This window comes from Streptomyces sp. NPDC051214 (assembly GCF_040682375.1).
Classification (GTDB): domain Bacteria; phylum Actinomycetota; class Actinomycetes; order Streptomycetales; family Streptomycetaceae; genus Streptomyces.
The window spans coordinates 691,752-717,773 of sequence record NZ_JBFBAT010000003.1 but is presented as its reverse complement, the minus strand read 5'-3'; the positions used below and the strand labels follow the sequence as shown (position 1 = coordinate 717,773).

Annotated in this window: 23 protein-coding genes; 10 read left to right on the top strand and 13 right to left on the bottom strand. The window is 69.8% G+C overall.

What is annotated here, in order from left to right:
* Positions 1–128 precede the first annotated feature (128 nt).
* The 4 genes from AB0M70_RS11185 to AB0M70_RS11170 all read right to left on the bottom strand — a co-directional run bounded on the left by AB0M70_RS11185 (position 129) and on the right by AB0M70_RS11170 (position 5,315).
* Entirely contained in the window at positions 129–581 is a 453-nt protein-coding gene (locus tag AB0M70_RS11185) for an SRPBCC family protein (RefSeq protein ID WP_365818731.1), read from the bottom strand.
* Between the two features lie 113 nt (positions 582–694).
* A complete protein-coding gene (locus tag AB0M70_RS11180) occupies positions 695–1,699 on the bottom strand; it encodes an SDR family oxidoreductase (protein ID WP_365818729.1) in 1,005 nt (334 codons plus the stop codon).
* Complete coding sequence (locus AB0M70_RS11175) at positions 1,696–3,486, bottom strand: glycoside hydrolase family 15 protein (RefSeq protein ID WP_365818727.1); 1,791 nt, start codon at positions 3,484–3,486, stop codon at positions 1,696–1,698. The genes AB0M70_RS11180 and AB0M70_RS11175 overlap by 4 nt, the downstream gene beginning before the upstream one ends.
* Positions 3,486–5,315, bottom strand: a complete 1,830-nt coding sequence (locus tag AB0M70_RS11170; protein WP_365818725.1) for a thiamine pyrophosphate-requiring protein — start codon at positions 5,313–5,315, stop codon at positions 3,486–3,488. Before AB0M70_RS11170 ends, AB0M70_RS11175 begins: the two co-directional genes overlap by 1 nt.
* Before the next feature lie 523 nt (positions 5,316–5,838).
* On the opposite strand from AB0M70_RS11170, the gene AB0M70_RS11165 reads away from it, so the two are divergent.
* The gene (locus AB0M70_RS11165) at positions 5,839–6,366 is read left to right on the top strand and encodes a transglycosylase SLT domain-containing protein (RefSeq protein WP_365818723.1); all 528 of its coding nucleotides are present in this window, start codon (positions 5,839–5,841) and stop codon (positions 6,364–6,366) included.
* Between the two features lie 13 nt (positions 6,367–6,379).
* On the opposite strand, the gene AB0M70_RS11160 is transcribed toward AB0M70_RS11165, so the two are convergent.
* On the bottom strand, positions 6,380–7,177 hold the full coding sequence (locus AB0M70_RS11160; protein WP_365818721.1) for an SAM-dependent methyltransferase: 798 nt from the start codon (positions 7,175–7,177) through the stop codon (positions 6,380–6,382).
* Positions 7,178–7,376: 199 nt separating this feature from the next.
* Between AB0M70_RS11160 and AB0M70_RS11155 the strand changes: the two genes are divergently transcribed.
* Together AB0M70_RS11155 and AB0M70_RS11150 are read left to right on the top strand one after the other, a co-directional pair.
* On the top strand, positions 7,377–8,423 hold the full coding sequence (locus AB0M70_RS11155) for a sulfotransferase (protein ID WP_365818719.1): 1,047 nt from the start codon (positions 7,377–7,379) through the stop codon (positions 8,421–8,423).
* 9 nt (positions 8,424–8,432) lie between these two features.
* Positions 8,433–9,326 (top strand): helix-turn-helix domain-containing GNAT family N-acetyltransferase, encoded by an 894-nt coding sequence (locus AB0M70_RS11150; protein ID WP_365818717.1) that lies wholly within the window; start codon positions 8,433–8,435, stop codon positions 9,324–9,326.
* A 53-nt stretch (positions 9,327–9,379) separates the two neighbouring features.
* On the opposite strand, the gene AB0M70_RS11145 is transcribed toward AB0M70_RS11150, so the two are convergent.
* The gene (locus AB0M70_RS11145; protein ID WP_365818715.1) at positions 9,380–12,376 is read right to left on the bottom strand and encodes a CARDB domain-containing protein; all 2,997 of its coding nucleotides are present in this window, start codon (positions 12,374–12,376) and stop codon (positions 9,380–9,382) included.
* A 400-nt stretch (positions 12,377–12,776) separates the two neighbouring features.
* Here AB0M70_RS11145 and AB0M70_RS11140 point away from each other — a divergent pair, with 400 nt between their 5' ends.
* Positions 12,777–14,327 carry a cryptochrome/photolyase family protein gene (locus tag AB0M70_RS11140; protein ID WP_365818713.1) on the top strand — a complete coding sequence of 517 codons (1,551 nt, stop codon included), beginning with the start codon at positions 12,777–12,779 and terminating at the stop codon, positions 14,325–14,327.
* A 30-nt stretch (positions 14,328–14,357) separates the two neighbouring features.
* On the opposite strand, the gene AB0M70_RS11135 is transcribed toward AB0M70_RS11140, so the two are convergent.
* The gene (locus AB0M70_RS11135; protein WP_365818711.1) at positions 14,358–15,602 is read right to left on the bottom strand and encodes an NAD(P)/FAD-dependent oxidoreductase; all 1,245 of its coding nucleotides are present in this window, start codon (positions 15,600–15,602) and stop codon (positions 14,358–14,360) included.
* 150 nt (positions 15,603–15,752) lie between these two features.
* On the opposite strand from AB0M70_RS11135, the gene AB0M70_RS11130 reads away from it, so the two are divergent.
* Together AB0M70_RS11130 and AB0M70_RS11125 are read left to right on the top strand one after the other, a co-directional pair.
* Positions 15,753–15,980 (top strand): DUF2945 domain-containing protein, encoded by a 228-nt coding sequence (locus AB0M70_RS11130; protein WP_365818709.1) that lies wholly within the window; start codon positions 15,753–15,755, stop codon positions 15,978–15,980.
* Entirely contained in the window at positions 15,977–16,333 is a 357-nt protein-coding gene (locus tag AB0M70_RS11125) for a DUF3140 domain-containing protein (protein ID WP_365818707.1), read from the top strand. Before AB0M70_RS11130 ends, AB0M70_RS11125 begins: the two co-directional genes overlap by 4 nt.
* 36 nt (positions 16,334–16,369) lie before the next feature.
* Here the strand turns inward: AB0M70_RS11125 and AB0M70_RS11120 are convergent, their stop codons facing one another.
* A complete protein-coding gene (locus AB0M70_RS11120; RefSeq protein ID WP_365818706.1) occupies positions 16,370–16,957 on the bottom strand; it encodes a fasciclin domain-containing protein in 588 nt (195 codons plus the stop codon).
* Between the two features lie 293 nt (positions 16,958–17,250).
* On the opposite strand from AB0M70_RS11120, the gene AB0M70_RS11115 reads away from it, so the two are divergent.
* Both AB0M70_RS11115 and AB0M70_RS11110 read left to right on the top strand, forming a co-directional pair.
* Positions 17,251–18,960, top strand: a complete 1,710-nt coding sequence (locus AB0M70_RS11115) for a cytochrome c biogenesis protein DipZ (RefSeq protein ID WP_365818705.1) — start codon at positions 17,251–17,253, stop codon at positions 18,958–18,960.
* 84 nt (positions 18,961–19,044) lie between these two features.
* Positions 19,045–20,415 carry a mycothione reductase gene (locus AB0M70_RS11110; RefSeq protein WP_365818703.1) on the top strand — a complete coding sequence of 457 codons (1,371 nt, stop codon included), beginning with the start codon at positions 19,045–19,047 and terminating at the stop codon, positions 20,413–20,415.
* A 42-nt stretch (positions 20,416–20,457) separates the two neighbouring features.
* On the opposite strand, the gene AB0M70_RS11105 is transcribed toward AB0M70_RS11110, so the two are convergent.
* Positions 20,458–22,080, bottom strand: a complete 1,623-nt coding sequence (locus AB0M70_RS11105) for an FAD-binding oxidoreductase (RefSeq protein WP_365818701.1) — start codon at positions 22,078–22,080, stop codon at positions 20,458–20,460.
* Between the two features lie 63 nt (positions 22,081–22,143).
* Here AB0M70_RS11105 and AB0M70_RS11100 point away from each other — a divergent pair, with 63 nt between their 5' ends.
* Together AB0M70_RS11100 and AB0M70_RS11095 are read left to right on the top strand one after the other, a co-directional pair.
* Positions 22,144–22,788 (top strand): TetR/AcrR family transcriptional regulator, encoded by a 645-nt coding sequence (locus AB0M70_RS11100; protein WP_365818699.1) that lies wholly within the window; start codon positions 22,144–22,146, stop codon positions 22,786–22,788.
* Between the two features lie 51 nt (positions 22,789–22,839).
* On the top strand, positions 22,840–23,073 hold the full coding sequence (locus tag AB0M70_RS11095; protein ID WP_365818697.1) for a hypothetical protein: 234 nt from the start codon (positions 22,840–22,842) through the stop codon (positions 23,071–23,073).
* 303 nt (positions 23,074–23,376) lie between these two features.
* Here AB0M70_RS11095 and AB0M70_RS11090 read toward each other — a convergent pair whose 3' ends face one another.
* The 4 genes from AB0M70_RS11090 to AB0M70_RS11075 form a co-directional block, all read right to left on the bottom strand.
* Complete coding sequence (locus AB0M70_RS11090) at positions 23,377–23,589, bottom strand: hypothetical protein (RefSeq protein WP_363205737.1); 213 nt, start codon at positions 23,587–23,589, stop codon at positions 23,377–23,379.
* Positions 23,590–23,633: 44 nt separating this feature from the next.
* Positions 23,634–24,395, bottom strand: a complete 762-nt coding sequence (locus AB0M70_RS11085; protein ID WP_365818695.1) for a GAF and ANTAR domain-containing protein — start codon at positions 24,393–24,395, stop codon at positions 23,634–23,636.
* 78 nt (positions 24,396–24,473) lie between these two features.
* Positions 24,474–25,127 (bottom strand): ANTAR domain-containing protein, encoded by a 654-nt coding sequence (locus AB0M70_RS11080; protein ID WP_365818693.1) that lies wholly within the window; start codon positions 25,125–25,127, stop codon positions 24,474–24,476.
* A gap of 198 nt (positions 25,128–25,325) precedes the next feature.
* On the bottom strand, positions 25,326–25,919 hold the full coding sequence (locus tag AB0M70_RS11075) for a hypothetical protein (RefSeq protein WP_365818691.1): 594 nt from the start codon (positions 25,917–25,919) through the stop codon (positions 25,326–25,328).
* Positions 25,920–26,022 lie beyond the last annotated feature (103 nt).

Genomic DNA, 26,022 nt, shown 5'->3' with positions numbered 1-26,022 from the left:
AAACGCTCGGCTGGGAAACCCCAGCCGAGCGCCTCGCTAAGCTCCTGGCGACAGCCAGTTGATCACTGTGTTGCTACGACCCCTGGAATTCGCCCATGGTCCGGGCCTCAGCCGTGTTCGGTGCGGGGTCAGACCTGGCCTCGCCAGGCGCCGGTCTCCTGGCCACCACGCTTCTCGATGAACTGCTTGAACCGGCCCAGATCGCCGGCGACCTGCCGCTTGATGAAGCCGAGCTTGTCGCCGACCGTCTCGGCCAGGCCTTCGGGGGCGTAGTCCATCTGCAGCATGACCTTGGTGCGTGTGTCGTCCAGGCGGTGAAAAGTGACGACGCCGGCCTGCTTGGCCTGACCCTTCACCGTGGTCCACGCCACGCGCTCGTCGGGGATCTGCTCGGTGATCGTGGCGTCGAACTCCCGCTCCACACCGTCGATCTTCGTCACCCAGTGGGTGAGTTCGTCGGTGCGCTGCTCGATCCGCTGCACGCCCGCCATGAACTGGGGGAACGTCTCGAACTGGGTCCACTGGTTGTACGCCGTGCGGACCGGCACATCGACCGCGATGGACTCTTCGACTCGCGACACAGATGACACCTTTCCTCGTTGCTCGCCCGGTCCCCTTCAGCGCGAGGACCGAGCGATGCGGCACTGTCTCCCCACCCGGGTGCCCGAGACCTCCACCGTCACACCCGCCTCTCTCACCGCTTTCCCCGGCGCCGCACACCGAGCGCCATCGCCCCGCCCGCGGCGCCCGCCGCCGCGACGGCCGCGAGTGCCGGATGCCGGGAGGCCCACAGTTGTGGGTCGCGTCGGTGGGATTCCTGGTCGAAGGATCCGTGCGCCCCGTGGTCGGTGTCGTCGTCCATCGGGTGCCACAGGTTGTCCCCGCGGCCCGGCTCCTCGGCCTCGTCGGTCTGCTGGGCGTCGAAACCGGTGCGGGCGAGGTAGCGGTCGAGCAGTCCCGGCGCGAACTTGTTGGCGACGAGGGTCGCCGCCGTACTGGCCCCCACGAAGTACTGCTTGCGACCGGGGTGGTCGGCGGCCTGCACGACGGCGGCCGCGGCGATTTCGGGCTGGTAGATCGGCGGCACCGGTTGCGGTCGGCGGGGCAGCCGGGAGAGGACCCAGGAGAACTGGGGGGTGTTGACGGCGGGCATCTGGACCACGGTGATCCGGATGCCGCTGCCCTGGTGCATGAGCTCGGTGCGCAGGGACGAAGTGAAGCCGTTGATCGCGTGCTTGGCCCCGCAGTAGGCCGACTGCAGCGGGATGGATCGTGCGCCGAGCGCGGATCCGACCTGCACGATGGTGCCGGTGTCACGGGGCGTCATGTGGGCCAGCGCGGCCCGGGTGCCGTTGACGAATCCCAGGTAGGTCACCTGCGTGACGCGTTCGTACTCCTCCGCCGTGATGTCGGTGAAGGGCGCGAAGACCGAGGTGAACCCGGCGTTGACCCAGACGTCGATGCGGCCGAAGGCCTGCATGGCGGCGTCGGCCGCCGCCTCGACCGCCCGGTGGTCGGCGACGTCCGTAGGGACGACGAGCGCGCGCCCGCCCGCCTCCTCCACCTCGCGGGCCGCCGCGTCGAGTCCGGCCCGGCCCCGGGCGATCAGGACGACGTCGTCGCCGCGCGCCCCGAACGCGCGGGCGGTGGCCCGGCCGATCCCCGCGCTCGCTCCGGTGATGACAACGGTCTTCGTCATGACGGCTTTCCTTCCGATCCGGGTGCTGTGGCCAGGCGGACGGAGGATTCGAGCATCAGGGCGTGCACGAAGGCCTGCGGCACATTGCCGCGGAGCTGTCGCTGGCTGATGTCGTACTCCTCCGTGAAGAGGCCGGGCGGCCCGCAGGCGGCCCGGTTGCGCTCGAACCAGCGCAGGGCCTCCGCCTGGTTTCCCTGCTGGTGTTCGGCGAGCGCCATGACGTAGCCGCACAACAGGAAGGCGCCCTCGGCCTCTTCGAGGGGTCGTTCGTCGTGGCGGAAGCGGTAGGCGTAGTGGTCGCGGGTCAGTTGTGCCCGGTAGGCGTCGAGCGTCCGCACCGTTCTCGGGTCGGCGGCGGGCAGCGCCCCGCGGATCGGCGGGATGAGCAGCGCCCCGTCGAGCCCTGCGTCGTCGGCGGCGCGCTGCCAGCGTCCGGTGGGGTGGATGCTGGTCGCGGATGTCTCGGCGAGCAGTGTGTCGGCGAGCGAGGCCCACCGGGCGGCGCGGGCCGGTGCGATGTACGGGGCCAGGGAGCGCAGCCCCGCGGCGCAGATGAGGCGGCTGTGGGTCCAGAGGCGGTCGTTCAACTCCCAGATTCCCGCGTCCGGTTCACCGCGGCGCCGGGCGATGGTGTCGGCGGCGATGTCCGCCGCGCGCCGGCCGTCGCCGTCGAGCCTGCCTGCCCTGGCCGCGGCGGCGAACAACAGCAGCGCCTCGCCGAACGCGTCGAGCTGGAACTGCTGGTTGACCCAGTTGCCGGTGAGGTCGTGGCCTCCCGGATAACCGGGGAGCTCCAGGCACTTCTGGTCCGGTACGGGATCGCCAGTGACGGTGTAGGCGGGCGTCATGCGGGGCCCGTCGGCGAGCAGCCGCGCGGAGACGAACCGTACGGCATCGTCGGTCAGGCCATGGGCGCCCGCGACGGCGGCGGCCTGCCCGGCGTAGCACTGGTCGCGGATCCACACGTACCGGTAGTCGTAGTTGCGCCCGGCCCCGGCCCGCTCGGGGAGGCTGGTCGTGGCCGCCGCGACCATGCCGCCCGTCGAGCTGGTGAGGCCGCGCAGCACGACGAGGGAGTGCCGGGCGTCCTCGGGTGCCAGCGAGGCGCCCAGCGTGGGCAGCGCACGCTGCCAGGCCTCCTGCGTGGCGTTCCACGCCCGGTCCGCGTCGACGGGTCGGCCGAGTTCCGCGTCGGAGAGTTCGAGGACCAGGTCGTGGTGGCCGCCGGGCGGCAGCACGAGATCGGCTTCCAGACCCGTCGTGCGCAGACCGGCACGCACCGGGCGGGCCGCGCCGCAGCCGGTCCAGCGCCAGCGCAGTCCGCCGCCGTGTCCGGTCCACACGCCCGAATCCGCGCGGCGCACGTGCCGGGGCGGGCTCTCGCCGAAGTCGGCCTGCGGAGCGAGGCGTACGGTGACGCGTGCCTCGCCCTCGACCGCGGTGATCCTGCGCAGCAGGACGGCACGCCGGGTGTCGCCGGGGAAGGCGAGCGCCTCACGGCACTCGATGACGCCGGTGGTGGCCACCCAGCGGCTGCGCCAGATCAGGGTCCCGTCCTCGTAGTAGCCGCCCCAGACGAAGCGGTCGCGCGGGGCGACGGTGTAGTGGCCCGCGCCGCCGATGAGGGCGGAGAACACCGCTGCGGAGTCCCAGCGCGGTGCGCACATCCAGACGATGTCGCCCTCGGGGCCGACCAGCGCGCCGCGTTCACCGTCGGCGAGCAGCGCGTATTCGCGCAGTACGTGCGGCGGGGGCAGGTCGTCGTGCGGCTGGTGCGGGCGGGTCATCACGTGGCCCGCGGCCCCTGCTCGCCGCGGGGATCGGACTCCTTGCGGCGGCCGGGCAGCATCTCCTGCACCTTGGCCTTGAACCCCTGGCGCACCACGGCGGTGCGGTCGCTGTCGCCCTTGAGGATCGACAGGGCCGCCGCCTCGATCTGGTCGAGGGTGGCGTGCGGAGGGATCGGGGGGACGGCGGGGTCGGTGCGGAAGTCGATGACGAACGGCCGGTCGGCGCCCAGGGCCCGGTGCCACGCCGCCTCCACGTCGCCCGGCTTCTCCACGCGTACGCCGTCGAGGCCGATCGTGCGGGCGAAGTCGGCGTACGGGACGTCGGGCAGCGCCTGCGAGGGCAGGAACTGCGGAGCGCCGGACATGGCGCGCATCTCCCAGGTGACCTGGTTGAGGTCCTGGTTGTTCAGGACGGCGACGATCAGCCGCGGGTCCTCCCACTCCTGCCAGTACTTCGCGACGGTGATGAGTTCGGCCAAGCCGTTCATCTGCATCGCGCCGTCCCCGACGATCGCGATCGCGGGCCGGTCGGGATGGGCGAACTTGGCACCGATGACGTAGGGCACCCCGGGGCCCATCGTGGCCAGCGTGCCGGAGAGCGAGCCGCGCATCCGGCCGCGCATGCGCAGGTGGCGTGCGTACCAGTTCGCGGCCGAGCCGGAGTCGGCGGCGAGCATCACGTCGTCGGGCAGCAGGGCGTCCAGGGCGTGCACGACGTACTCGGGGTTGACCGGGTCGGCCTCCACCGCGGCGCGCCGCTGCATGACCTCCCACCACCGGGCGGTGTCCTTCTCGATCTTCTTGCGCCAGGCGCCGTGCTTCTTGCGCTTCAGGTGCGGGATGAGGGCTTCCAGGGTCGCCTGCGCGTCTCCGACGAGGTTGACCTCGAACGGGTACCGCAGACCGATCATGAAGGGGTCGATGTCGATCTGCACCGCGCGGGCCTGGTCGAACTCCGGCAGGAACTGGCTGTACGGGAAGCTGGAGCCGATCACCAGGAGGGTGTCGCAGTCCTGCATCATCTCGTACGAGGGCCGCGTGCCCAGCAGGCCGATGGAGCCGGTCACATAGGGCAGATCGTCGGGGAAGGCGTCCTTGCCGAGCAGCGCCTTGGCCACTCCGGCGCCCAGCAGGTCCGCGAGCCGCTCGACCTCGGCGCGGGCACCGCGGGCTCCTTGGCCGACCAAAATGGCGACCTTCTCCCCGGCATTGAGCACCTCGGCGGCCCGCTCGACGTCCTGCGCGGCAGGGGCCGGGGCGTAGCCGCTCATCCCGAGGCTGGAGGGGACCATCTTGAACGCGTGCGTCGGGGGCGTGTACTCCAGCTCCTGGACGTCCGCCGGGATGATCACCGCGGTGACCGTCCGCTTGGCGTACGCCGTGCGCATGGCGCGGTCGAGCACGTTGGGCAGCTGCTCGGGGACGGTCACCATCTCGCAGAAGTCGGACGCGACGTCCTTGTAGAGGCTCAGCAGGTCGACCTCCTGCTGGTAGGAGCCGCCCATCGCGCTCCGGTTGGTCTGCCCCACGATGGCGACCACGGGCACGTGGTCCAGCTTCGCGTCGTACAGGCCGTTCAGCAGGTGGATGGCTCCGGGGCCCGAGGTGGCGGCGCAGACGCCGACCTTCCCCGAGAACTTCGCGTACCCGACGGCCTGGAACGCGGCCATCTCCTCGTGCCGGGCCTGCACGAACTTCGGATTGTTGTCCGCGCGGCCCCACGCGGCTAGGAGGCCGTTGATCCCGTCGCCGGCGTAGGAGAAGACGTGGTCGACGTCCCACTCGCGCAGGCGCTGCAGAACATGGTCGGAGACCTTGGTCGCCATGGCGTTGCTTCCTTTCGGAGATGCGAGGGTGCGGACCGGGACGAACCGGACGCAAGAGCCCGGTACCCGAAGTCACCGGGTTCACGTGTCGGATTTCGGGCCGCTGCCCCGATCGGCCCTGTCAAAGGCCACGAGTGGCAGCGGCCCCGGCCCGGCATTCGACCGCGAAAGGGCGCGGCGGCTGCTCGGTCCTCCGAGCAAATTCAGAGGACCGAGCAGGAATAGAAGAGGAACGATCGGGCATACTCGTCCCTTGCTTGTGAGCCCGCCCATAGGGGCCACATCACACGCTAAGGGCGGTAGTAGATGTGTGGCCCTTTTAGGGCCGTGGAATTCCAGCGGCCGTGCGCATCCCGGAATTTGCTACGTAACCGGGTAGTACGTCACATCCTTGCGCCGCTTTCCCCTCGCCGCTAACCATGGACGACGTCGCAGGGCCGGAACGCGAACAGCGCGAATACCCCGCCATTTCGAACGCACCGGCCCCGCCCCACGTCCCCCCATGGAAAAGGTTCTCTCTCGTATGACGACGCGCACCAGCACCGCCCGAGTCAGCACCGCCCGCATCGCCCGCATCCGCTCGTTCTCCGTCGCGGGCCTCGCCACCGCCGGAGCCGCGGCCGCGCTGCTCACCGTCGCCCCCTCCCCCGCCCAGGCCGCCGAGCCGCACACCGCCGCGGCCAAGGCGCCTGCCGCCGCCGCGAAGGCGAAGGCCGGCGACAAGTCGTACGCCGACAACCTCGACGGCTGGATCAAGGAGTCCCTGGACATCATGAAGTCCAAGGGCATCCCCGGCTCCTACGAGGGTCTGCACCGCAACATCATGCGTGAGTCCGCCGGTGACCCGAACGCCCAGAACGGCTGGGACGTGAACGCGCAGAACGGCACCCCGTCCAAGGGTCTGCTCCAGGTGATCCAGCCCACCTTCGACGCATACCACGTCAAGGGCACGCCCAATAAGCTGACCGACCCGGTCGCCAACATCACCGCGGCCGCGAACTACGCCGCCGACAAGTACGGCTCGATCGACAACGTCGACTCCGCCTACTGAGCCGCCGGCCTCCCTACGGCACTCGCGCCACGCCGACCCATCCGGCCCGGATGGTCAACGAGCCGGGCATGACCGCGTCCGGCTTCCACTTCGGCCAGGGAACAAAGCCGGGGTCGACCAGTTCAAGACCGTCGAAGAGCGAGATCGTCTGCTCCGGGCTGCGCAGAATGTAGGGAATCGCGCCGGAGTTGTTGTACTCCTCCTGCACACTGCGGTGCAGTTCGTCGTCGGCATCAGAGTGGCTCAGCGAGGCATAACTGCCCGACGGAAGTCCCGCCACCAGACCGCGCACCAAAGTCAGCACGTCTTCCCAAGGGTCTATATGACCCAGCACATCATTGATCACCAGGCCGATGGGCTGAGACATGTCGAGCGTTTTCGCCGCGCCCTCGAGAATCGTCGCGGTGTCGCGCATGTCCGCAAGCACGTAATCCGTGGCGCCTTCCGGCGTGCTCCGCAAAAGCGTGTCGACATGCATCAAGACGATCGGGTCATGGTCCACGTACACCACCCGACTGTCCCTCGCTATGCGCTGGGCGATCTCGTGGGTGTTGTTGGCCGTGGGCAGTCCGGCGCCCACGTCGAGGAACTGCTTGACGCCTTGCCGCGCCATCCAGCTCACCGAGCGGCGCAGCACATCACGTGACTCCTGGGCCATCGGGACGATCAGAGGGAACTTCTCCTTGTAGGCGTCCCCGGCCCGCTGGTCGGATTCGTAATGATCCTTGCCGCCCAGCCAGTAGTTCCATACGCGCGCGCTGTGCGGAAGCGAGGTGTCTATCTTGTGGATGTCTGCCGGTTCACTGCTCATTACGGTGCCTCTCTCAACTGGTCAGGACGGGAAGCAAGGACAGCGGAACGCAATCTGCTACGTCAACAGCCCTCCCGTCAAAGTCAGTTGGCACCCAGCGTGTTGAAGCCGCCGTTCCCGCTGCCACCTGGCGCCCTCGCCATGGGTGTGCTGAGGTGCACACAGTCCCGGCACCCCACCCCGGCCCCGGAGAGCGACTTTGCGCAGTCTGACCTTCGTCATCGGCACCGGCCGCAGCGGCTCCACCGCGCTGTCCCGCATCCTCAACACCCACCCCGACGTACTCAGCCTCAACGAGTACATGGCCTCCGTGGGTGACGCGGCCTTTCCCGAAGGACGGGTCTCGGGCGCGGAGTTCTGGGAGGCCCTTTTCCGGCCCACCCCGTACTTCGCGAACATGATCCGCAGTGGCGTCCTCATGCCCGAGTTCCTCTACACGCACCGTCCGGGGCGGTACACGGCGCGGAGCACCGGCATCCCCGCGCTCTCCCTCATGGTGCTCCCGCACCTCACCGACGACCCCGACGGCCTGCTCGACGAGATCCGCGCCGCGGTCATCGACTGGCCCGTGCGGCCCGCCGCGGAACACCACGAGGCGCTCTTCGAGCTGCTCGGCACGCGGGTGGGGGGCAGCGCCGTCGTGGAGCGCTCCGGCTACTCGACGGGCTGGGCGCCAGGGCTGCGCGCCGCCTTCCCCTACGCCAAGTTCGTGCACCTCTTCCGGGACGGACCCGACTGCGCCCTGTCCATGAGCCGCCACCCCGGATACCGCGTGATCACCTTGATCCGCGAGATCAGAGAACGGACGGGCGTGGAGAACTTCGCTGACCTGACCGAGGAGCACGTGCGCTCACTGCCGCCCGACCTGGCGCCCCTCCTCGGCGAAGAGTTCGACCCCACCCTCGTACAGGACCGTGATCTTCCCCTGCGCCGGTTCGGCGCCCTGTGGTCCGAACTCGTCATCCAGGGCACCCGCTTCCTCGATGGCCTGCCCGCCGCACACCGCATGACGCTCGCCTACGAAGATCTCCTCGACGCCCCGCGCGAGGAACTCAGCCGCCTCGCCGCGTTCGTCGGGGTCGAGACGTCCCGCCCTTGGCTGGACGGGGCGTGCGCCCAGCTCGACACCAGCCGTCGCGGCTCCGCCGAGAAACAGCTGACGGCCTCCGAACTCGACGACCTCAAGGAGAGCTGCGCTCCGGGCAGCAGGGCACTGGGCATGGCTGGTTCTGCATTCTCTGACTAGAGTCAGAGAATGCAGAACCAGCAGGTGGAGCAGGTACGACGCTTCAACCGGACCGTGGCCGAGCGCGTGGGAGTGCTGCACGATCACTATCTCGGCGGCACACGCCCCTACGGGCAGGCGCGGCTGCTCTGGGAGCTCGGCGGCGAGGAGAGGGCGCACGACGTGCGCAGCGTGCGGGACCGGCTCGGTCTCGACTCCGGCTACGCCAGCCGGCTGCTGCGCGCCCTTGAGCGCGACGGGCTGATCGTGGTCGAGGCCCACCCCCGCGACCGGCGGGTACGCACCCTGCGGCTGACCGAGGCCGGGCAGGCGGAGCGCGCTCTGCTCGGCGAGCGCAGCGACGCGCTCGCCGCATCGCTCCTCGCCCCGCTCGACGCCCGGCAGCGGGATCGGCTGACCTCGGCCATGGCCGAGGTCGAGCGGCTCTTGACGGCCTCGGTGGTCTCCTTGGAAGTACTCGACCCCGACCACCCGGACGCCGCCCACTGCCTGCGGTCGTACGCCGCGGAACTGCAGGAACTCTTCGACGAAGGCTTCGACCCCGGCAACAGCCTGCTGCCCGACCCGGCCGAACTGCGCGCCCCGCGCGGCCTGTTCCTCGTCGCCCGGCTGCACGGTGAACCGGTGGGCTGTGCGGGGCTCAAGCTGCCGCCCCGAGCGCCCGCCGAGATCAAGCGACTGTGGGTCGGCCCCCGCACACGCGGTCTCGGCCTGGCCCGGCGCCTGCTGTCCGAACTGGAGGAACGCGCCGCCCGGCACGGTTGCGACCGCGTACGGCTCGACACCAACAAGGCCCTGGAAGCCGCCACCCGCCTCTACCGCACCAGCGGCTACACCGAGGTGCCCGCCTTCAACGACGAGCCCTACGCCCACCACTGGTTCGAGAAACGGCTCACCCCGTGACGGCGGGCGGTGACCTGCTCGGGTCACGCCACCGCGCCGCCGCCACCAAGGCGCTACAGCCCCTGCCTGGTCCCCGGTATGTCCGGATCGACGCGCGCGTTCGCGCCGTTGATCACGAACTGTGAGCCGGGCTCGATCAGGATGTCCCCGTCCCGCGAGTCGCTGATCTTCACGTTGCTGAGCGTCGCGCTGCCACGCGCGCCGCCCATGGCGAGGATGCCGGAGCCGTTGTTGGACTTCGAGATCGTCACGTTGCTGATCTTCACGTCCGGCATGGCACCTCCACCCGTCTTGAACTGGATCCCGTCGTACGTCGAGTCGTGGATGTCAGTGTCGCGGATCGTGACACCCGGGATGCTCGGGCCCTGCGCGAACAGGGTGATGGCGCCGAACTCCTGGTCCTCGTTCCAGAACGCTCCGCCGGTGCGGTAGAGCCCGTTGTTCGCGATCAGTGTCTGCCCGGTGAAGGGGATCGGGTCATGGTCGGTCGCGAGCATGATGCCGGGGTAGTTCATGGTGTCGTACACCAGGTTGTTCTCGATCTTGTTGCCGTAGCCGCCGTACACCGCGATGCCGTTGGCGCGCCACGGCAGCTGCACCGTGTTGTTGCGGAACACGTTGTCGTGGCCGACGTCGACCGACGTGTCCTTGACGTACTTGCTGGCCCACACGGCGAGCGCGTCGTCACCGGTGTTGCGGAACGAGGAGTTGAAGACGGACGAATTGCGGGTGCCGTTGGTGAAGTTGATGCCGTCGGCGTACGTGTTGCGGATGCGCATCCCGCTGAATTCGAGGCCGTCGCCGGGGCCCCACAGCTCGGGGATGTTGCTGTAGTCACGGCCGACCCAGGTGCCGACGTTGGCGTGCTCGATCCACACGTTCGCGATCTTGGTGTTCTTGCCGAAGCGGCCGTTGAGACCGACGCCGCCCTCGGCGTTGCCGTCGCCGCCCCGGATGGTGCCGGAACCGAAGATGGCGATGTCGGAGATCTTGGTGTTGTCGTCGATGTCGAAGCCGAAGTTGCCCTCGTGCGGGTGGTTGATGCCGCCCGCGTCCTGCGGCGGGGTCAGCGAGTACAGCTGCGAGTGCCACATGCCGGCGCCTCGGATCGTCACGTTCTTGATGCCCACCTGGTTGTACTGGCCCCGGTTCAGCGGGTCGTCGGTGAGGATCTTCTTCTCCTGGCGCCACTGGCCTGCCGGGATCCACACGCAGTCGATCTCGCCGTTCTGGTCGGCGGTCACCGCCTTCTGGATCGCGTTCGCGTCATCGATGCCGTCGTTGGGGACAGCTCCGTACTCGGTGATCGACCTGCACGAGGCGGGCTTGCTCGCCGCCGGCGCCACCTGCTCCAGATCGATCAGGTCGATCGTGTAGTACGCGGCGTCGTCACCGCCGTCGCGCTGCAGGCGGAACTTGGTGCCCTGGGGGTAGGTCTGCGCGAGCAGGGCGTGCGACTCGTCGAAGAGCCGGCGCGCGTCGCCGCCGGGGGTGTTGGTCAGGCCCTCGGGCTGGTCCGTGTTCCCGTACAGCCAGCTGTGCTTGGAGGAGAGGGTCAGCTTCTGGACGAACTTGCCGTCGGCGTACAGGCTCAGCGTCTTCTCCTGGCCGCCGCCGCCCGGGGCGTCGGGGATGGAATTGCGTACGACGATGGAGTTGGTGGCGCTGGTGGAGGTGAACTCCACGTACTGGCCGGTCGAGTTGAGCCGCACCGACTTGCGGCCCGAGGACTCCGTGGCGAAGTTGGTGTGCCCGAAGGTGCGCTCGGCGTCCGCCTCCAGGAGCGTGCCGGTGTACTTGCCGTCCTCCGCCTCGTACTCGACGTACGGCGCGGCCGCGCCGCGCCCGACCACGATGGAGCGCGCGAAGACGTTGTTGTCCTCGTTCGTCTCGTCCACGATGTCGGTGGCGTCGGCGGTCGCGGTGAGTGTGGCGCCGCCGCTGGTGGCGGTCCAGGTGCCCGAGAGGCCGACGGTGGCGCTCTCGCCCGCGGCGATGGCGGGCGTGGTGCCGTTCAGCGTCTTGTCGCCCACCGTCAGGCGGGTCACCGACCCGGCGCTCACGGCGCTGGTCCCGCGGTTGCGCACCTTCGCCGCGAAGGTGACCTCGGAGCCGACCGCGGGGTTGGCCGGGTTCGACGTGATGCCGGTGACCTCCAGGTCGGGGCCGGGGCTCTGGCCGACGGTCAGCTTCGCGTCGGCGGTGCGGCTGTTGTTGTCGTTGTCCTGCTCGGGGACCGTGTCGCCGGGGTCCACCACCGCGGACACGGTGTAACTGCCTTGTGCCCGCTTGCCGATGTCGACCGGGATGGTGGCCGACTCACCGGCACCGAGCGCGCCGACCTTGGCGTTGCCCGCGACCGTGCCCCCCAGACTGACGTCGACGGTGGTGGCGGCCGAGGCAGCCGAACCGGTGTTGCGCACGGTGGCGTCGACCTTGATGGCATCGCTCTCGCTGGGCTGCGCGGGCCGCCACTTCAGGTCGGCGACGGTCAGGTCGGGGTTGGGCGCCGGGGTGCCGTTGACCTCGAACTCCGCGACCTGGCCCCCGTATCCGGAGCTGTTGGAGTAGATCTTCAGGCGGACCTCGGCGTAGCGCCCGGAGACCGGGATCGTCACGCTGTTGCGGTTGCCTGCGGGGTCGAAGGTGTAGTCGGCCCTGGCCTTCACCGTGCTGAAGTCGGTGGCGGACTGCGTGCGGCCGAGCACCTCGATGTTCTGCTTACGGATCGCCCAGGCCGCGTCCGGGTTGAGCTTGAGGACGACCGAGTCGAGCTGCGCGTCGGCGCCGAGCTTCACGCTCAGCGTCGACGGATGGCCGCTGGATTCCCAATAGCTGCTCGTGCTGCCGTCGTTGGCGTTGGGGGCGTAGTAGTTCTGGGTGGACGTGGACGCCTCGATGGGCTTGTTCAGCGCCAGATTCGTGGCCGCCTCGGGTGCCGAAGGCGCCGTCGGCACCGCGTGGGCGGCAACGGGCAGAACCCCGGCTCCCAGCAGTGCGGCGGTCAGCCAGACGCCGATGGTGCGTCGGCTCCGCTGTCTCCATCTCATGGATGTTCCTCTCGATGCATGCCAATGACGCGTTCATGACATAGCGACTTTCACGACATACCGACCCACAGTTGGGGCGCACCTTTCGGGTGGGGGGTGTGGCGGCGACGGCAGCACTCAACCGCCACCCCAGCAAGAACGCAAGATGCGTGGCATGGATTGCAAATATTCGACAGATTTACGAGAGCATTAGATGGCGCGTGGGATCTCGCGAACGGTCCGACGGCCGCCCCCCGTCGGCACCGGCCCCAAGGAGGAAGCCTGATCTTGGGGGCGCGGCATCACGTCGGCGACCGATGCGGCACATAGGGTGCGAAACGCCGCAGCCGCGAGGGCACGCGGCCGCGCGAGCGTCGCCGTGCGACCACCCGAACAGTGCGCCCGAACAGTGCGAGGACACATGTCCCACAAGGCCGATGCCACCGACGACAGCGGCGGAACGTCCACCCCCACGACCCACTGGCTCTTCGGGGATCAACTCGGGCCCCACTTCACCCGACCGGGCACGACGGGGCCGCGGCACGACACACCCCTGCTGATGATCGAGGCCCGTTCCGTCCTGCGCAGGCGCAGGTTCCACCGCGCCAAGGCCCATCTGGTGCTGTCCGCCATACGTCACCGGGCCGCCGAGCTGGGTGATCGCGTGCGGTACGTGAAGGCCGAGACCTACCGCCAAGGCCTGCGCGAAGCCGCCGTCGTCGGGGACATCACCGTCCATCACCCCACCTCCCACGCCGCCCTGGACTTCGTCTCCTCGCTCCCCGGCGTACGGGTGCTGCCCGCGCGCGGGTTCCTCGTGCCGAACGACGACTTCGCGACCTGGGCCAAGGGGCACGGATCGACCCGGCTGCGCCACGAGGACTTCTACCGCTGGGTCCGGCGCGGCGGCGGAATCCTGATGAACGGCGACGAACCCGCGGGCGGACACTGGAACTTCGACACCGACAACAGGGAAGCGCCACCCAAAGGCGCGGCGACGCTGGACCTGCCTTCCCCCTACCGCCCGCAAGAAGACGACATCGACGCCGAGGTACGCGAGGACCTGGACCGCTGGGAGCGCGCGGGCGACGTGTCCTTCGTGGGCAAGGACGGGCCGCGCCGGTTCCCCGCCACCCGCCGCGAGGCGCTCGCCGCACTCGACCGGTTCATCGAACACCGGCTGCCCACCTTCGGTGCGTACGAGGACGCGATCCTCACCGCCGATCCGGTGATGAGTCACAGCCTGCTCTCCGCTCCCCTCAACCTCGGGCTCCTCGACCCGGACGAGTGCGTGCAGCGCGCGGAAGCCGCCTGGCGCTCGGGCCAGGCGCCGATCAACAGCGTCGAGGGCTTCGTGCGGCAGATCGCGGGGTGGCGGGAGTACGTATGGCACCTCTACTGGTACTTCGAGCGGGACTACCGTGACCGCAACGCCCTGCGGCACCACGCTCCCGTACCCGACTGGTTCGCCGAACTCGACGCCGACGCGGTACAGGCCCGGTGCCTGTCGACCGTCCTTGGCCAAGTACGCGCGACCGGGTGGACCCACCACATTCCCCGGCTGATGGTGCTCGGCAGCCACGCGCTCCAGCGCGGCTGGGATCCGGCAGCCGTCACCGACTGGTTCCACCGGTGCTTCGTCGACGCCTACGACTGGGTGATGGTCCCGAACGTGGTGGGCATGTCGCAGTTCGCCGACGGCGGGCGCATGACGACCAAGCCCTACACCTCCGGCGGCGCCTATGTGAACCGGATGAGCGACCTGTGCGGCCCGTGCGCGTACGACCCCAAACACCGCACCGGCGACGACGCGTGTCCTTACAGCGGCGGCTACTGGGCCTTTCTCCACCGGCACCGCACGGTCCTTGAGAGGAACGCCCGCATGGTCAGGGCCGTACGCGGCCTTGACCGGCTGACGGATCTGGACGAGCTGCTGGCGCAGCAGGCGCGCGTGCGGGACGAAGCCCCCTGAGGCGGGCCGGCCATCGCCGCGGCATCAGCCTCACGCCGAGTCGGCCAGCACCTCCCGCGCGGCGCGCGTGCCCGACGCCAGCGCGCCCTGCACCGAACCGGTGGCCCGGTGGTCCCCGCACACATACCTTCCCGGGCTGTGGCGGGCGGTGCGGCTGAGCGGCCAGGGCGGCAGCATGGCGGGCAGTGCGCCGGCCACCGTGCGCACGGCCACCTGCTCCCAGCCGCTGGTGTCGGTGCCGTACAGCTCGGCCAGGCGTCGGAGCACCGCGTCCGCCGCGCCGGGCCCGTCGGTGCCGAGCACCGAGGTGGAGATCAGTGCGGTGCCGGGGGGTGCGTAGGTAGGTGCGACGTCGCTGAGCACGCAGGTGTTCAGCACTGCCCCGGTGCTGTCGACCACCAGGGTCGGCTCGCGCAGCGGGGTGCTGTCGGACGCGTGGTAGTAGGTGGTGACCGTGCGCCCGTCCGGCACGGGCAGGCCCGGCAGCAGGCGGGCTGCGGTCGCGGCGTCCGTGGCGACCACGACGCTCGCGGCCGCCACCTCACGGCCGTCCGCCAGCAGCACGCCCGCGTCGGTGACCTCGGCGACGGGCGTCTCCAGGCGCAGGACGTCGGCGGGCAGGTTCCCGGCCAACTGCGCGGGCACCGCGCCGATGCCCTCGGCGGGCAGACACAGCGACCCCCGGACCATGCTGCGCCACACCAGGTGGAAGAAACGGGCGGAGGTCTCCAGGCGATCCTCCAGAAAGACACCCGAGAGGAACGGGCGCAGGATGTGATCCACTGCCGCCTCCGAGAGGCCCGCCCGGGACAACGCGGCCGCGGTGGAGCGGTCCGGACGCCGTTTGAGGAGGGAGACGGGCAGCACCGCGTCGCGGGCGGTGAGCGCCGCCATCGCGGCCAAGTCGCGGGACGCGAGGGCCCGGCCGGGCAGCAGGGACCCCGCCGCGCCGGGCCGCCGGGTCGGATCGACGAGACGGACCGGCCCGTCCGGGGTGTGCGCGAGCAGGCCCGGGGTGAACGGCCGCAGCCGAAGACTCTGCAGATAGACGCGCCGTTTCACCTGCGGATAGGCGGTGTTGAACACCTGGAACCCGCGATCCAGGAGGAACCCGTCCTGCCGGTCCGTCCGCATCCGGCCGCCCGGACCGTCGGACGCCTCCAGCAACGTCACCCGCCGCCCGACGCGGCACAGGTCCAGGGCGCAGGCGAGACCGGCGAGTCCGGCTCCGACGACCACGACGTCCTCTGCTCCACGGCCATGGACCTTCGCCATCCGGCTCTCCTCCGTCTGCCATATCGCTGAGCTGTCCGCACCCTCGGCCATCTGCCCACCCTCGGGGGCCGCACGCGCCCGAAATGCCCCCTGTGGTGTTCAGCTCCATCATGAGTCTCGTCGTCCCGACGATCGGAAGGAACACGCCACATGGCCAAGGACAAGAAGCTGCGCAAAGGCGACGAGGTCACCTGGAGCAGCCACGGACAGACCGTCCCCGGCACCGTGAAGAAGAAGATCACCGGGCGGACCGAGAGCGCCGGCCGCACCGTCGACGCGTCCAAGGACGAGCCGCAGTACGAGGTGGAGAGCGAGAAGTCGGGCCGCCGAGCGGTCCACAAGCCGGAGTCGCTGCACAAGAAACGCAAGTCGTCATGACCAAGGCAGCTGACACGGACCGCAAGGAGACCTTGGAGCAGTTCGACGAGGCCGTGAACATGACCGCGGGCGAACTCGAGAAGTGGCTCAAGACGGAGGACTCCCGCAGCGTGGGCCAGTCCGACGGTGCGTCGGAAAGCGTGGGCCACGCCTCGGGCCGCCGCATCGTCACACTCCTGCGCACCAAGAAGGCCGACCTGACCGACAGCGACGTCACCCACATGCGCAAGGTCGTCGGCTATGTGCACCGGCACATGAAGCAACGCCCGAAGGGCGACATCAGCGAGACCCCCTGGCGCTACTCCCTCATGAACTGGGGCCACGATCCGCAGAAGGCGGGCTCCGCATCCTGAACGTCCGGATGCGGGGCCCGGCCGGCGAACCGTGGGTCAGCTCTTGGGCATGAGGACGGTGTCGATGAGGTAGACGTTGGCGTTGGCGGTCTTGACGTTGCCGCAGACCACCTTGGCGCTGTCATTCACCTTGTACGACTCGCCCGAGCCCGAGGTCGTCAGGTTGCTTCCCTCCAGCGTCTTGAAGGTGCCGTCCGACATCTTGTCCGGCGTGATCTTCTCCCCTGCCACGTGGTAGGTGAGGATCTTGGTGAGCTGGGCCTTGTCGTTGAGCACCTTGTCCAGATCCGCCTTCGGGATCTTCTCGAAGGCCGCGTTGGTCGGCGCGAACACCGTGATGTTCTTCGCGTTGTTCAGCGTGTCCACGAGACCGGCCTTCTTCACCGCCGTCACCAGGGTGGACAGCTCCGGGTTGTTGGACGCGGCGGTCGCCACGGGGTCCTTGGCCATGCCGTCGAGCGAACCCGCGCCGTCCTTGGGGACGGACGAACAGGCCGGACCGAACGGCCCCTCCGAGTCACCTGACGTCGCCGACGCCGACGGGGCGAACGCCGCGAGCGAGAGAGGCAGCGCCAGAGCAGCGGCTCCCAGCACCATCCGAGTCGTTGCGCGATGAGCAGTCATGATCAACCCTCCTTCGGCGGACACTGGCGTCCACCGGCCCCCCTGACGGCCCACGGGCCGGTGAGGGCGCGGGGCCACCGGGCCGGCGCGTCTCCTGCACGCCCTCACATCAGGGATTCGTCACCGCCCGCCCGTTCGGATTGCCCAGTTATGTAACTTTTTCCTCTTTCGCCCAGATATCTGCATGGCGCACCCGGTGCGAGCGACGCGGGGGCCAATCCGGAGCACGTACGCCAACGAATCATCTGCATCAGAAGTCCATCGGACACTCCTGCGGACCAGAGGCGGCAGCCATGCTCACATTGATCCTCATCGGTCTGCTGGGCGGGCTGATCACCGCGGTCTCACCCTGCATCCTGCCGGTGCTGCCGGTGGTCTTTCTGGCCGGCGGCCCCGACGCACCGGCTTCCCCCGGGGCTCGCGCAGGTCCCGCCGCACGGAATCGGCGGCCGTACGCGGTGGTGGCCGGCCTCGTGCTCAGCTTCAGCTTCTTCACCCTGCTCGGCGTCACGCTCATCTCCGCGCTCGGCCTGCCGCAGGACATCCTGCGCTACGTCGGCCTCGGCCTGCTGATACTCCTGGGGTTCGGTCTGATCTTTCCGCCCGTCGAGCGGCTGTTGGAGAGGCCCTTCGCCCGGATTCCCCAGCGGCAGATCAACAAGGAAGGCGGCGCCTTCGCCCTCGGCCTGGGACTCGGCCTGCTGTACGTCCCCTGCGCGGGGCCCGTCCTGGCCGCCATCACCGTGGCCGGCGCCCGGGGCGAGATCAGCGCCGACATCGTGGCCCTGACCGTGGCCTTCGCCGTGGGCACCGCACTCCCCCTGCTGGCCTTCGCCCTGGCGGGCCGCCGGGTCGCCGAACGCGTCACCGCTTTCCGTGCGCGGGCCCGCAAGCTGCGCATCGCCGCGGGCGCTCTGATGATCGCGCTGGCCTGCGCCCTCGCCTTCAACGTCACGGACGCCATTCAGCGGGCGCTGCCCGACTACACCTCGGCAGCACAGAGGAAGATCGAGGACAGCGACATCGCACGCCAACAGCTGTCCGGCCTGTACAACAACTCCAACAAGGATCTCGCCCGCTGCGAGGACGGCGCCGACGAACTGCGCTCCTGCGGCAAGGCCCCCGCCATCGACGGCATCACCAAGTGGCTCAACACCCCCGGCGGCCGGCCTATCGACCTCGCGTCGCTGCGCGGCAAGGTCGTCCTGATCGACTTCTGGACCTACTCCTGCATCAACTGCCAACGCAGCCTTCCCCACATCGGGGCCTGGCAGCGCACCTACCAGGACAGCGGCCTGGAGGTCATCGGCGTGCACTCGCCCGAGTTCGCCTTCGAGAAGGACCCCGGCAACGTCGCCGACCAAGCAAGAAAACTCGGTGTCGACTACCCCGTCGCCCTCGACAACCAGCTGACCACCTGGGACAACTACCGCAACCGCTTCTGGCCCGCCAAGTACCTCATCGACGCCCAAGGCACCGTGCGCCACTTCAAGTTCGGCGAGGGACAGTACGACCAGACCGAAGATCTCATCCGCACCCTCCTCAAGCAGGCAGATCCACAGGTCCAGTTGCCGCCGAAGACAGGCCAGGAGGACGCGGACCTCACCCAGGACCGCACCCCGGAGACCTACCTCAGCAACCTGCGCATCCGCGGCTACATCGGAGACCCGCTCATCGACGACAAGGCCACCGTCTACCGCATGGCGTCGCGTGTCCCCCTCAACAAGCTCTCCCTGGGCGGAACTTGGACGGCGGGATACGAGTACTTCACCGCCGGCCCCGACGCACGTCTCGCCTTCACCTACAAAGCCAAGAACGTCAACGTGGTCCTCTCCGGAAACGGCCCTGTGGAGGTACTGCGCGACGGGAAGGTCACCGCCACGCTCCGAGTGACCGGCGCCCCGACCCTCTACACACTGGTCGACGACGACAGCGCACACGAGGCCACCGTGGAGATCCGGCCCGGCGCGGGAATCCAGGCGTACTCCTTCACCTTCGGATGAGTCGGCCGCCGACGGGTGACGGGCATACGGCTGCGACTCGGGTCGCGCAGGTGTGAAGACGCCGTGGGCGGCTACATATCTTTCATGCCGCATCATGATCTTGTCGTAGTCGGAGCAGGCACGGGCAACTCACTCATCGACGACCGCTTCGCCCACCTGGACGTCGCCGTCGTCGCGGAGGGACCCTTCGGAGGTACGTGCCTCAATGCGGGGTGCATTCCCAGCAAGATGCTCGCGCTGACCGCGGACGTGGCCCGCCATGTGCGGGAGAGCGATCGGCACGACGTACGGGCCACGCTGGAGGGTGTCGACTGGCCCGCGGTCCAGGAGCGTGTCTTCGGGCGGCTCGACGCCGAATCGCGCGACGGGGAGCAGGGCCGCCGGGACGAGGATTTCGTGACGGTCTACCGGGGACACGCGCAGTTCACCGGGGAGCGTGAGCTGCTCGTGGAGAGCGAGGGCGGGAGCGAGCGGGTCACGGCCGACCGGATGGTGATCGCCGGGGGCGGGCGCCCCGTGGTGCCGCCGGTGGTCGCCGACTCCGGGCTCCCGTTCGAGACCTCCGACACCGTGATGCGCCTGGATCAGGTGCCCGAGCGGATGGTCATCCTCGGCGGCGGATACATCGCGGCGGAGCTGGCCCACGTCTTCCACTCGGCCGGGACCGCCGTCACCGTGGTCGAGCAGCAGGAGCGCCTCCTGATGCCGCAGGACGAGGAGATCTCCCGGGTCTTCACCGATCTCGTCGACGGCCAGTGGGACCTGCGGCTCGGGCGCGAGCTGAGCGAGGTGACCGGCGAACCGGGCAAGCTGCGGCTGACGCTCGACGACAAGACGGTCATCGAGGCGGACACCCTGCTCGTAGCGGTCGGCCGTCGCCCCAACAGCGACCACCTCGACGTCGAGCGGGCCGGCATCGAATGCGACGACAAGGGCCTGATCACCGTCGACACGCAACTGCGGACCAGTGCCTCCGGCGTCTGGGCCCTGGGTGACATCGCGGCCGGTGGCCCCCCGTTGAAGCATGTCGCCAACCGCCAGGCCACCGTGGTGGCCCACAACCTCCTGCACCCCGGCCGGCCGCGGTCGATGTCGTACGACGTGGTGCCGTCGGCCGTGTTCACCTCCCCGCAGATCGCACAGGTGGGACTCACCGAACAAGAAGCCCGTGAGCAGGGCCTCGACTACGCGAGCGGCCTGCACCGCTACGAGGACGTGGCGTACGGCTGGGCCCTGGAGGACACCACCGGCTTCTGCAAGGTCCTGGCCGCACGCGAAACCGGGCGCCTGCTCGGAGCCCACATCCTCGGGGACCAGGCCGCCACCCTGGTGCAGCCGCTCGTGCTCGCCATGCGCTTCGGCCTGACGGCCCGGGACGTCGCGGAACAACCGCTGTGGATCCATCCCGCCTTGACCGAGGTCGTCGAGAACGCCCTGCGCGACCTCGACGCGTGAGCCGCACGCATACGCTGGGGCGCGCCTTCCGGCTGCCCTGACTCAGGAAGCAGGCAGTGGATCGATGACCACCCCGGGGTTGAGGATGCCCGCCGGGTCCAGGACCTTCTTGCCCGCCCGCAGCGCGGCGGCGAAGAGGTCGGGGCGCTGCTGGTCGTACCAGGGGCGGTGATCGCGGCCCACGGCGTGGTGGTGGGTGATGGTGGCGCCGTGTGCCATCAGGGCACCGGAGACGGCTTGTTTGATCTCGTCCCACTGTTCCACCGTCCTGCCCCAGCGGCCCGCGGCGTAGACCCCGAAGTACGGGGCGGGCCCGTCCGGGTAGACATGGGTGAACCGACAGGTCACGACGCCTTCCGCACCGACCTGCCGCATGGCGTCCCGCGCGGCTTCGTCGACGGCCGCGCGCAGCGCGTCGAACCGGTCCCAGGTGCAGGCCGTCTCGAACGTCTCCACGATCATGCCCTGTGCGGCCAACGCGTCGCGCTGGTACGGCATCCGTACGAACGAGGAGCGCCAGGTGTCGGCGGCTCCGCCGCGGGCGCCACGGCCGGTGCTCTGGGTGCTGTCCGTGTAGCGGGGCGGCTCGGCCGGGGCGCCGCCGTGGTCACGGCAGAGCTCCAGCGCGCGTTCCATCGCGGCGTGCACGGGGTGGTCCGCGGATTCGAAGCCGAGCACCAGGAGCACGGTCGGGGAACCCGCGTTGATCAGCGCCTCCATGGGGTCCAGGAGCCGGCAGTTGGCGGGGTTCAGCCCGGACTGGGACAAGGCGCGCACGGCCCGCACGCCCGCGTCGGGGTCGGCGAAGCCCACCGACACACCGGCCCGCCACCGAGGGCGGTCCTGGAGCCGCACCCAGGCCTGAGTGATCACGCCCAGCGCGCCCTCGGAGCCGAGGAACATGCGGTCGGGTGAAGGCCCGGCGCCCGATCCGGGCAGCCGCCAGGACTGGACGACTCCGCTGGGGGTGACGACCCGCAACGACTCGGTGAGGTCGTCGACATGAGTCAGCTGTGTCGCGAAGTGGCCGCCCGCCCGGGTGGCCAGCCAGCCTCCGAGCGTGGAGAACTCGAAGGACTGGGGGAAGAAGCGCAGGGTGTATCCGCGGGGACGCAACTGCTCCTGCAACTGCGGTCCCAGGGCGCCTGCTTGGACCAGGGCGGCCCGGCTGGTCGTGTCGACCTCGAGGACCCGGTCCATCGACGTCATGTCCAGGCTGACCACCCCGGCGTACCGCTCCCCCACGCGCGGTTCGACGCCTCCCACCACTGATGAGCCGCCGCCGAACGGGACGACCGCGATGTCCGCGTCGTGGCACCAGTCGAGGACCTGGACGACCTGGGCCTCGGAGGCCGGGCGTACGACCAGGTCGGGCACGTGGGGCAGGTGGCCGAGCAACGCCCGCACGACGTCGCGGAAGGCCTGCCCATGGCTGTGCGCGAGCCGGTCGCGCACGTCCGCCGAGACGATCGGCGCCAGGGATGCCGGGGCCTTGACCCTGCTCGCGCCCACGCCGAACGACGTGATCGCCGGCGCCTCGTGGACGGTCAGGTCGGCGCCCGGCAGCAACTGGGCGGTCCGCCGGGTGAGTTCCGCACGCTCCCGGCCCGACACCGCGTCCTCGACGTTGCCCCAGCCCCACCACGAACGCGTCTTGCCGGTCATGACCGCCACCCATCTGAACGCCGGGTAAGTTACCTGGCGGTCACCCTGGCATAGGGTGTCGCCATGGGCAAGCAGGAGAAGGCCGCGCGCACCGTGGGCACCAAGGGGATGCCCCGCAAGGACCGGGAGCGGTTGATCCTGGACGCGGCGGCGGAGGAGTTCGGCAGGAAGGGCTACGCGCGCGGGTCGACCGCTGAGGTGGCCTCCAGGGCCGGCATCACCAAGCCCATGATCTACGAGTACTTCGGTTCCAAGGACGGCCTGTATCTGACCTGCTTGGAGCGAGCCGGAACCCGCCTGGTCGCGGCGGTCAGCAGCGCGCAGGAAGGCCCTTCGGACCTCACGCGCGCCGCACGCACCCTCGCCGCCATCTTCCACGCGCTCGAGACGCGGCTGGACGACTGGGAGCTGGTCTACGACACGACGCTGCCGGCCGACGGCGCGCTCCACACGGCGGCCACCGTCCACCGGCGTGAGCTCAACCGCCTGGGGTCGGTCGGCGTGGCCGAGTTCCTCGACTCCCCCCTGGCGGAGGACCCGCTCGACACCGACCTCGCCACACATCTCTGGTACGGCACCGTGAGCGCCGCCGTCACATGGTGGCGCCACCATCCGGAGCAGACGGCCGCCGAGATGACGTCCCGTTGCGAGCGGATCTTCGCGGCCCTCTCCCGCGCCCCTGAACCCGGGGCAATCCGGCCGGCCTGACGCTCCGAACTCCCTGCGATCGACAGCCCAACGAGAGCAGGGAGTCAAGTCATGGAGCAGAACGACACCACCAGGCCGCCGGGCCGCAGGCGGGCCCGGAGGTTCGCCGTCGCCGTCGCGGCCGCCGGCCTCCTCGTCGGCGGAGGCATCGCCATGGCGGGCCCCGCCAGCGCCGACACCGTCTGCGGAGAGACGGGGGACGGCGGCTTCGGGTGCGTCATCGACCAAGGGGACGGGACGTTCAAGATGGTCAACAGCAACGGTGACATCGTCTACAACTGGTGACGCCGCACTCCTGGTGCGTGGACCCGGGTCCACGCACCACCCCCGGCCACGACATGTGCTGGCGCAGAGGTCAGCGGACGCCGCACTCGCGCGGATCACCGCAGCGGGTCGGTGTGAAGTTGGGGGCGGCTCCGCCCGGCTCGCGGTCTGAACCAGGGGAGCCTGCCCGGATCAGCCCCCATGGGATGCGTCACTGACCCGGCCTGCGTCAACGGGTCCCCAGCACTGCGCGTTCTACCCGCCCGCATTACAGCTGCTCGCACCACACCGCACCACCGGCCGCCAGACCGGGCACACAGCTCTTCAGGCCGCTTCGTAATGATGCGCTCGCCCACCGCGCCACTTCACCCACGCCGGGTCGTCGAGGAGCCCCTCCGCGTCGGGCAGGCCCGCACGCCGCAAAAACTCGACCACGTCACGATCGCTGTGGGCGAGGCCCAGGATCTCCCCGCGCGCCGTCACCCTGCGCCCACCTGTGGGCGACAAGGGGTGAACGACTATCGGCGCGGAACCCATACCTCCAGGGTGCGGGGGCACGCACCACCCCGCATCCCGGGCGGCTACTCGCCCGCCGCTTTCCGGCGCACCGACTGCCCTCGGGGGCCGGCAGGCGGGTCGGGCGGCACGAGTCCGCCGTCGATGACCTCCTGCGCCACCTTGCTGAGCAGGGTCCGATGGTGACGCGCGTAATACCGAATGGCTTCGAACGCCTGGTTGAGGGGGATGTTCCGACGGGCGGCGAGGATGCCTTTCGCCTGTTCGATGAGGATGCGGCTGTGCAGGGCGGTGTGCAGCTGCGTGTTGACGGTCTCCTGCTGGCGGAGGGTACGGGCGTGCAGCAGGCCGATGGTGGCCGCGTCGGCGAGCGTCTGCGCGAGCGACAGGTCATCCACCGTCAGGGACCGCTCGCCGGTGTGCAGAAGGATCAGGCAGCCGATGCTGTCCTTGCGCAGCCGCATCGGCACGACGCTGGGCAGCGCATAGCCGGACTGCAGCACCTGTTCGGTGAACCGCGGCCAGCGTGCCGCCGCGTCGGCGGCGTTCTCGGGGACGATCGAGCGGGCGGTGCGGTAGGCCTCCAGTGCCGGACCCTCGTCCAGGGCGACCTCCAGCACGCGCTGCAGCCCGGGAGCCGGATCGCACGGTGCCGGGCTGTACAGGCGGGTGCCGGAGTGGGCGAGGAGGACCGCGGCATCGGTGATGTCGAGGAGTTCTTGACAGCGGACGGTCATCTGCTGAAGGAAGTCGATGACGTCAAAGTCCTCCACCAGGGTGTCGGCCAGCTCCACAAACGTACGCGCGATGTGCTGCTCCCTGCTCATGCTCCTTCGCTTTCTCCTGGTTTCCGTGGGCCCGTCGCGAGCCTGCCCCGAGCCACGCGGGCCCGGGGCTTTTCCAAGTCACGGCGGAAGTTCTTGTTCGAGAATGTGTCGGGCGGTGTCCGTCAAGGACCGGCCGGAGGCGAAGGCCTCGGCCCGCAGCCTGGCCAGGGCCTCGTCCACCGGAACGGCGAGTCTCACGCTCAGCACCCCCGTGGCCTGGTGCACCTCGGCCCGGTGCAGGTCCACCGCCCCGGCATGCCCGGGGCCGTCCTCCCCGGCGGACGTGCCCGGCCAGCGCCCCAGCAGATGTCCGGCCAGCGAATCGGCCACCAGCCAGCCCTCCGCCACATGCCGCCCGGCCAAGGGCCCCGCCGAGCGTCGATACCCGGTCAGCGTCCCGACCCGGGCCGCTCCGATGTTGACGGGCCACACGAACAACGCGGCCACGCCCAACTCCTTTGCCTCAGGCACGAACTGCGGCCACTGACGGGCGAGCAGGAGGTCGAGGTCAGGCACCTCGAGCACCCCGCCGTCTTCCATGAGGACCAGGCCGGGGCCCTGTCCGAGGACGAACTGCATGTCCTCCAGCCGCGCGCTGGTCCAGTCGCTGAACCAGACCAGCTCCTCGCCCAGCGAGACCGCCACACCGTCGAGCCCCAGTGCGTGCGCGCAGGCATTCGCCCACGCCCTTCGCTCCTCCTCGTCCACCAGCGAATCCAGGCTGCCCAGCAAGTCTTCGACAGTCGCACCCCTGTCCACGCACAGCCCTCCCTCACCACTCTTGATCGCCCCCACGCAACTCAGCGGGGGCGAGCCCGGCCGACGTGTCCACCGTAGAGCCGTGCACTGGGCGCCACAGCCCTTTGGGGCAACCATCCACCAGAGGGGTGGCGAAGTGCTGTGACCAAGCACGTCCGCCGCGACGGGAGTTCAGCGAATGCCGCCCGGCTTGTGGCCGTGCCGGGCCATGATCTCGCGGGCGAAGGCCGCGAGTGGCCGACCCGCCTCGTCGGCCGCCGCGCGCAGCCACAGCCCGGTTTCGTGTGTGCCGATGCCGTGCACCGCAGAGAGAATGGCGATGGTGATGTTGATGTCGTCCGCGTCGGCGATGGCCCTGACATGTCCGACGATCTCGCTGTCCATGTCGGCCAGCAGCACCGCGGTGGCCATGTCGCCGAACGTCTGCGCGGCGGCGGGCGGTTCCTCCCTGCGATCGTTCCGGCGAGCGCCGTAGAGAGTCAGGGTGTCGAAGGTCGCGGCGGCGGTACGGAGCGGAAACACGAAGACCCCCGAAACGCCGATGCCGCGCGCGCTGTCGGCGAAGAAGGGCCAAGCGGGGCCGTCCCGGTCCATACACAGCATGAGGGCGGGCTCGCCGGTCTCGAACGCGGTCAGCGACGGCCCCTCGCCGGCGACCCACTGGATCTCCTCCGCACGCCGTGCCAGCGGGGACGTGACGGCGAGGTGCTGCGGCAACAGGCCCGAAGCCTGCACGGTGATCGCGGCGGCGTCGGCCCCCAGCAACTCCGCCACCGCGGTGGAGCACACGGCGTCCGCGCAGCCGCCGGGGCGCCGGTCCCCGCGGGCCGCGTGGACGGTCCGGTGCCACAGTGCGTCCCGTCGCTGT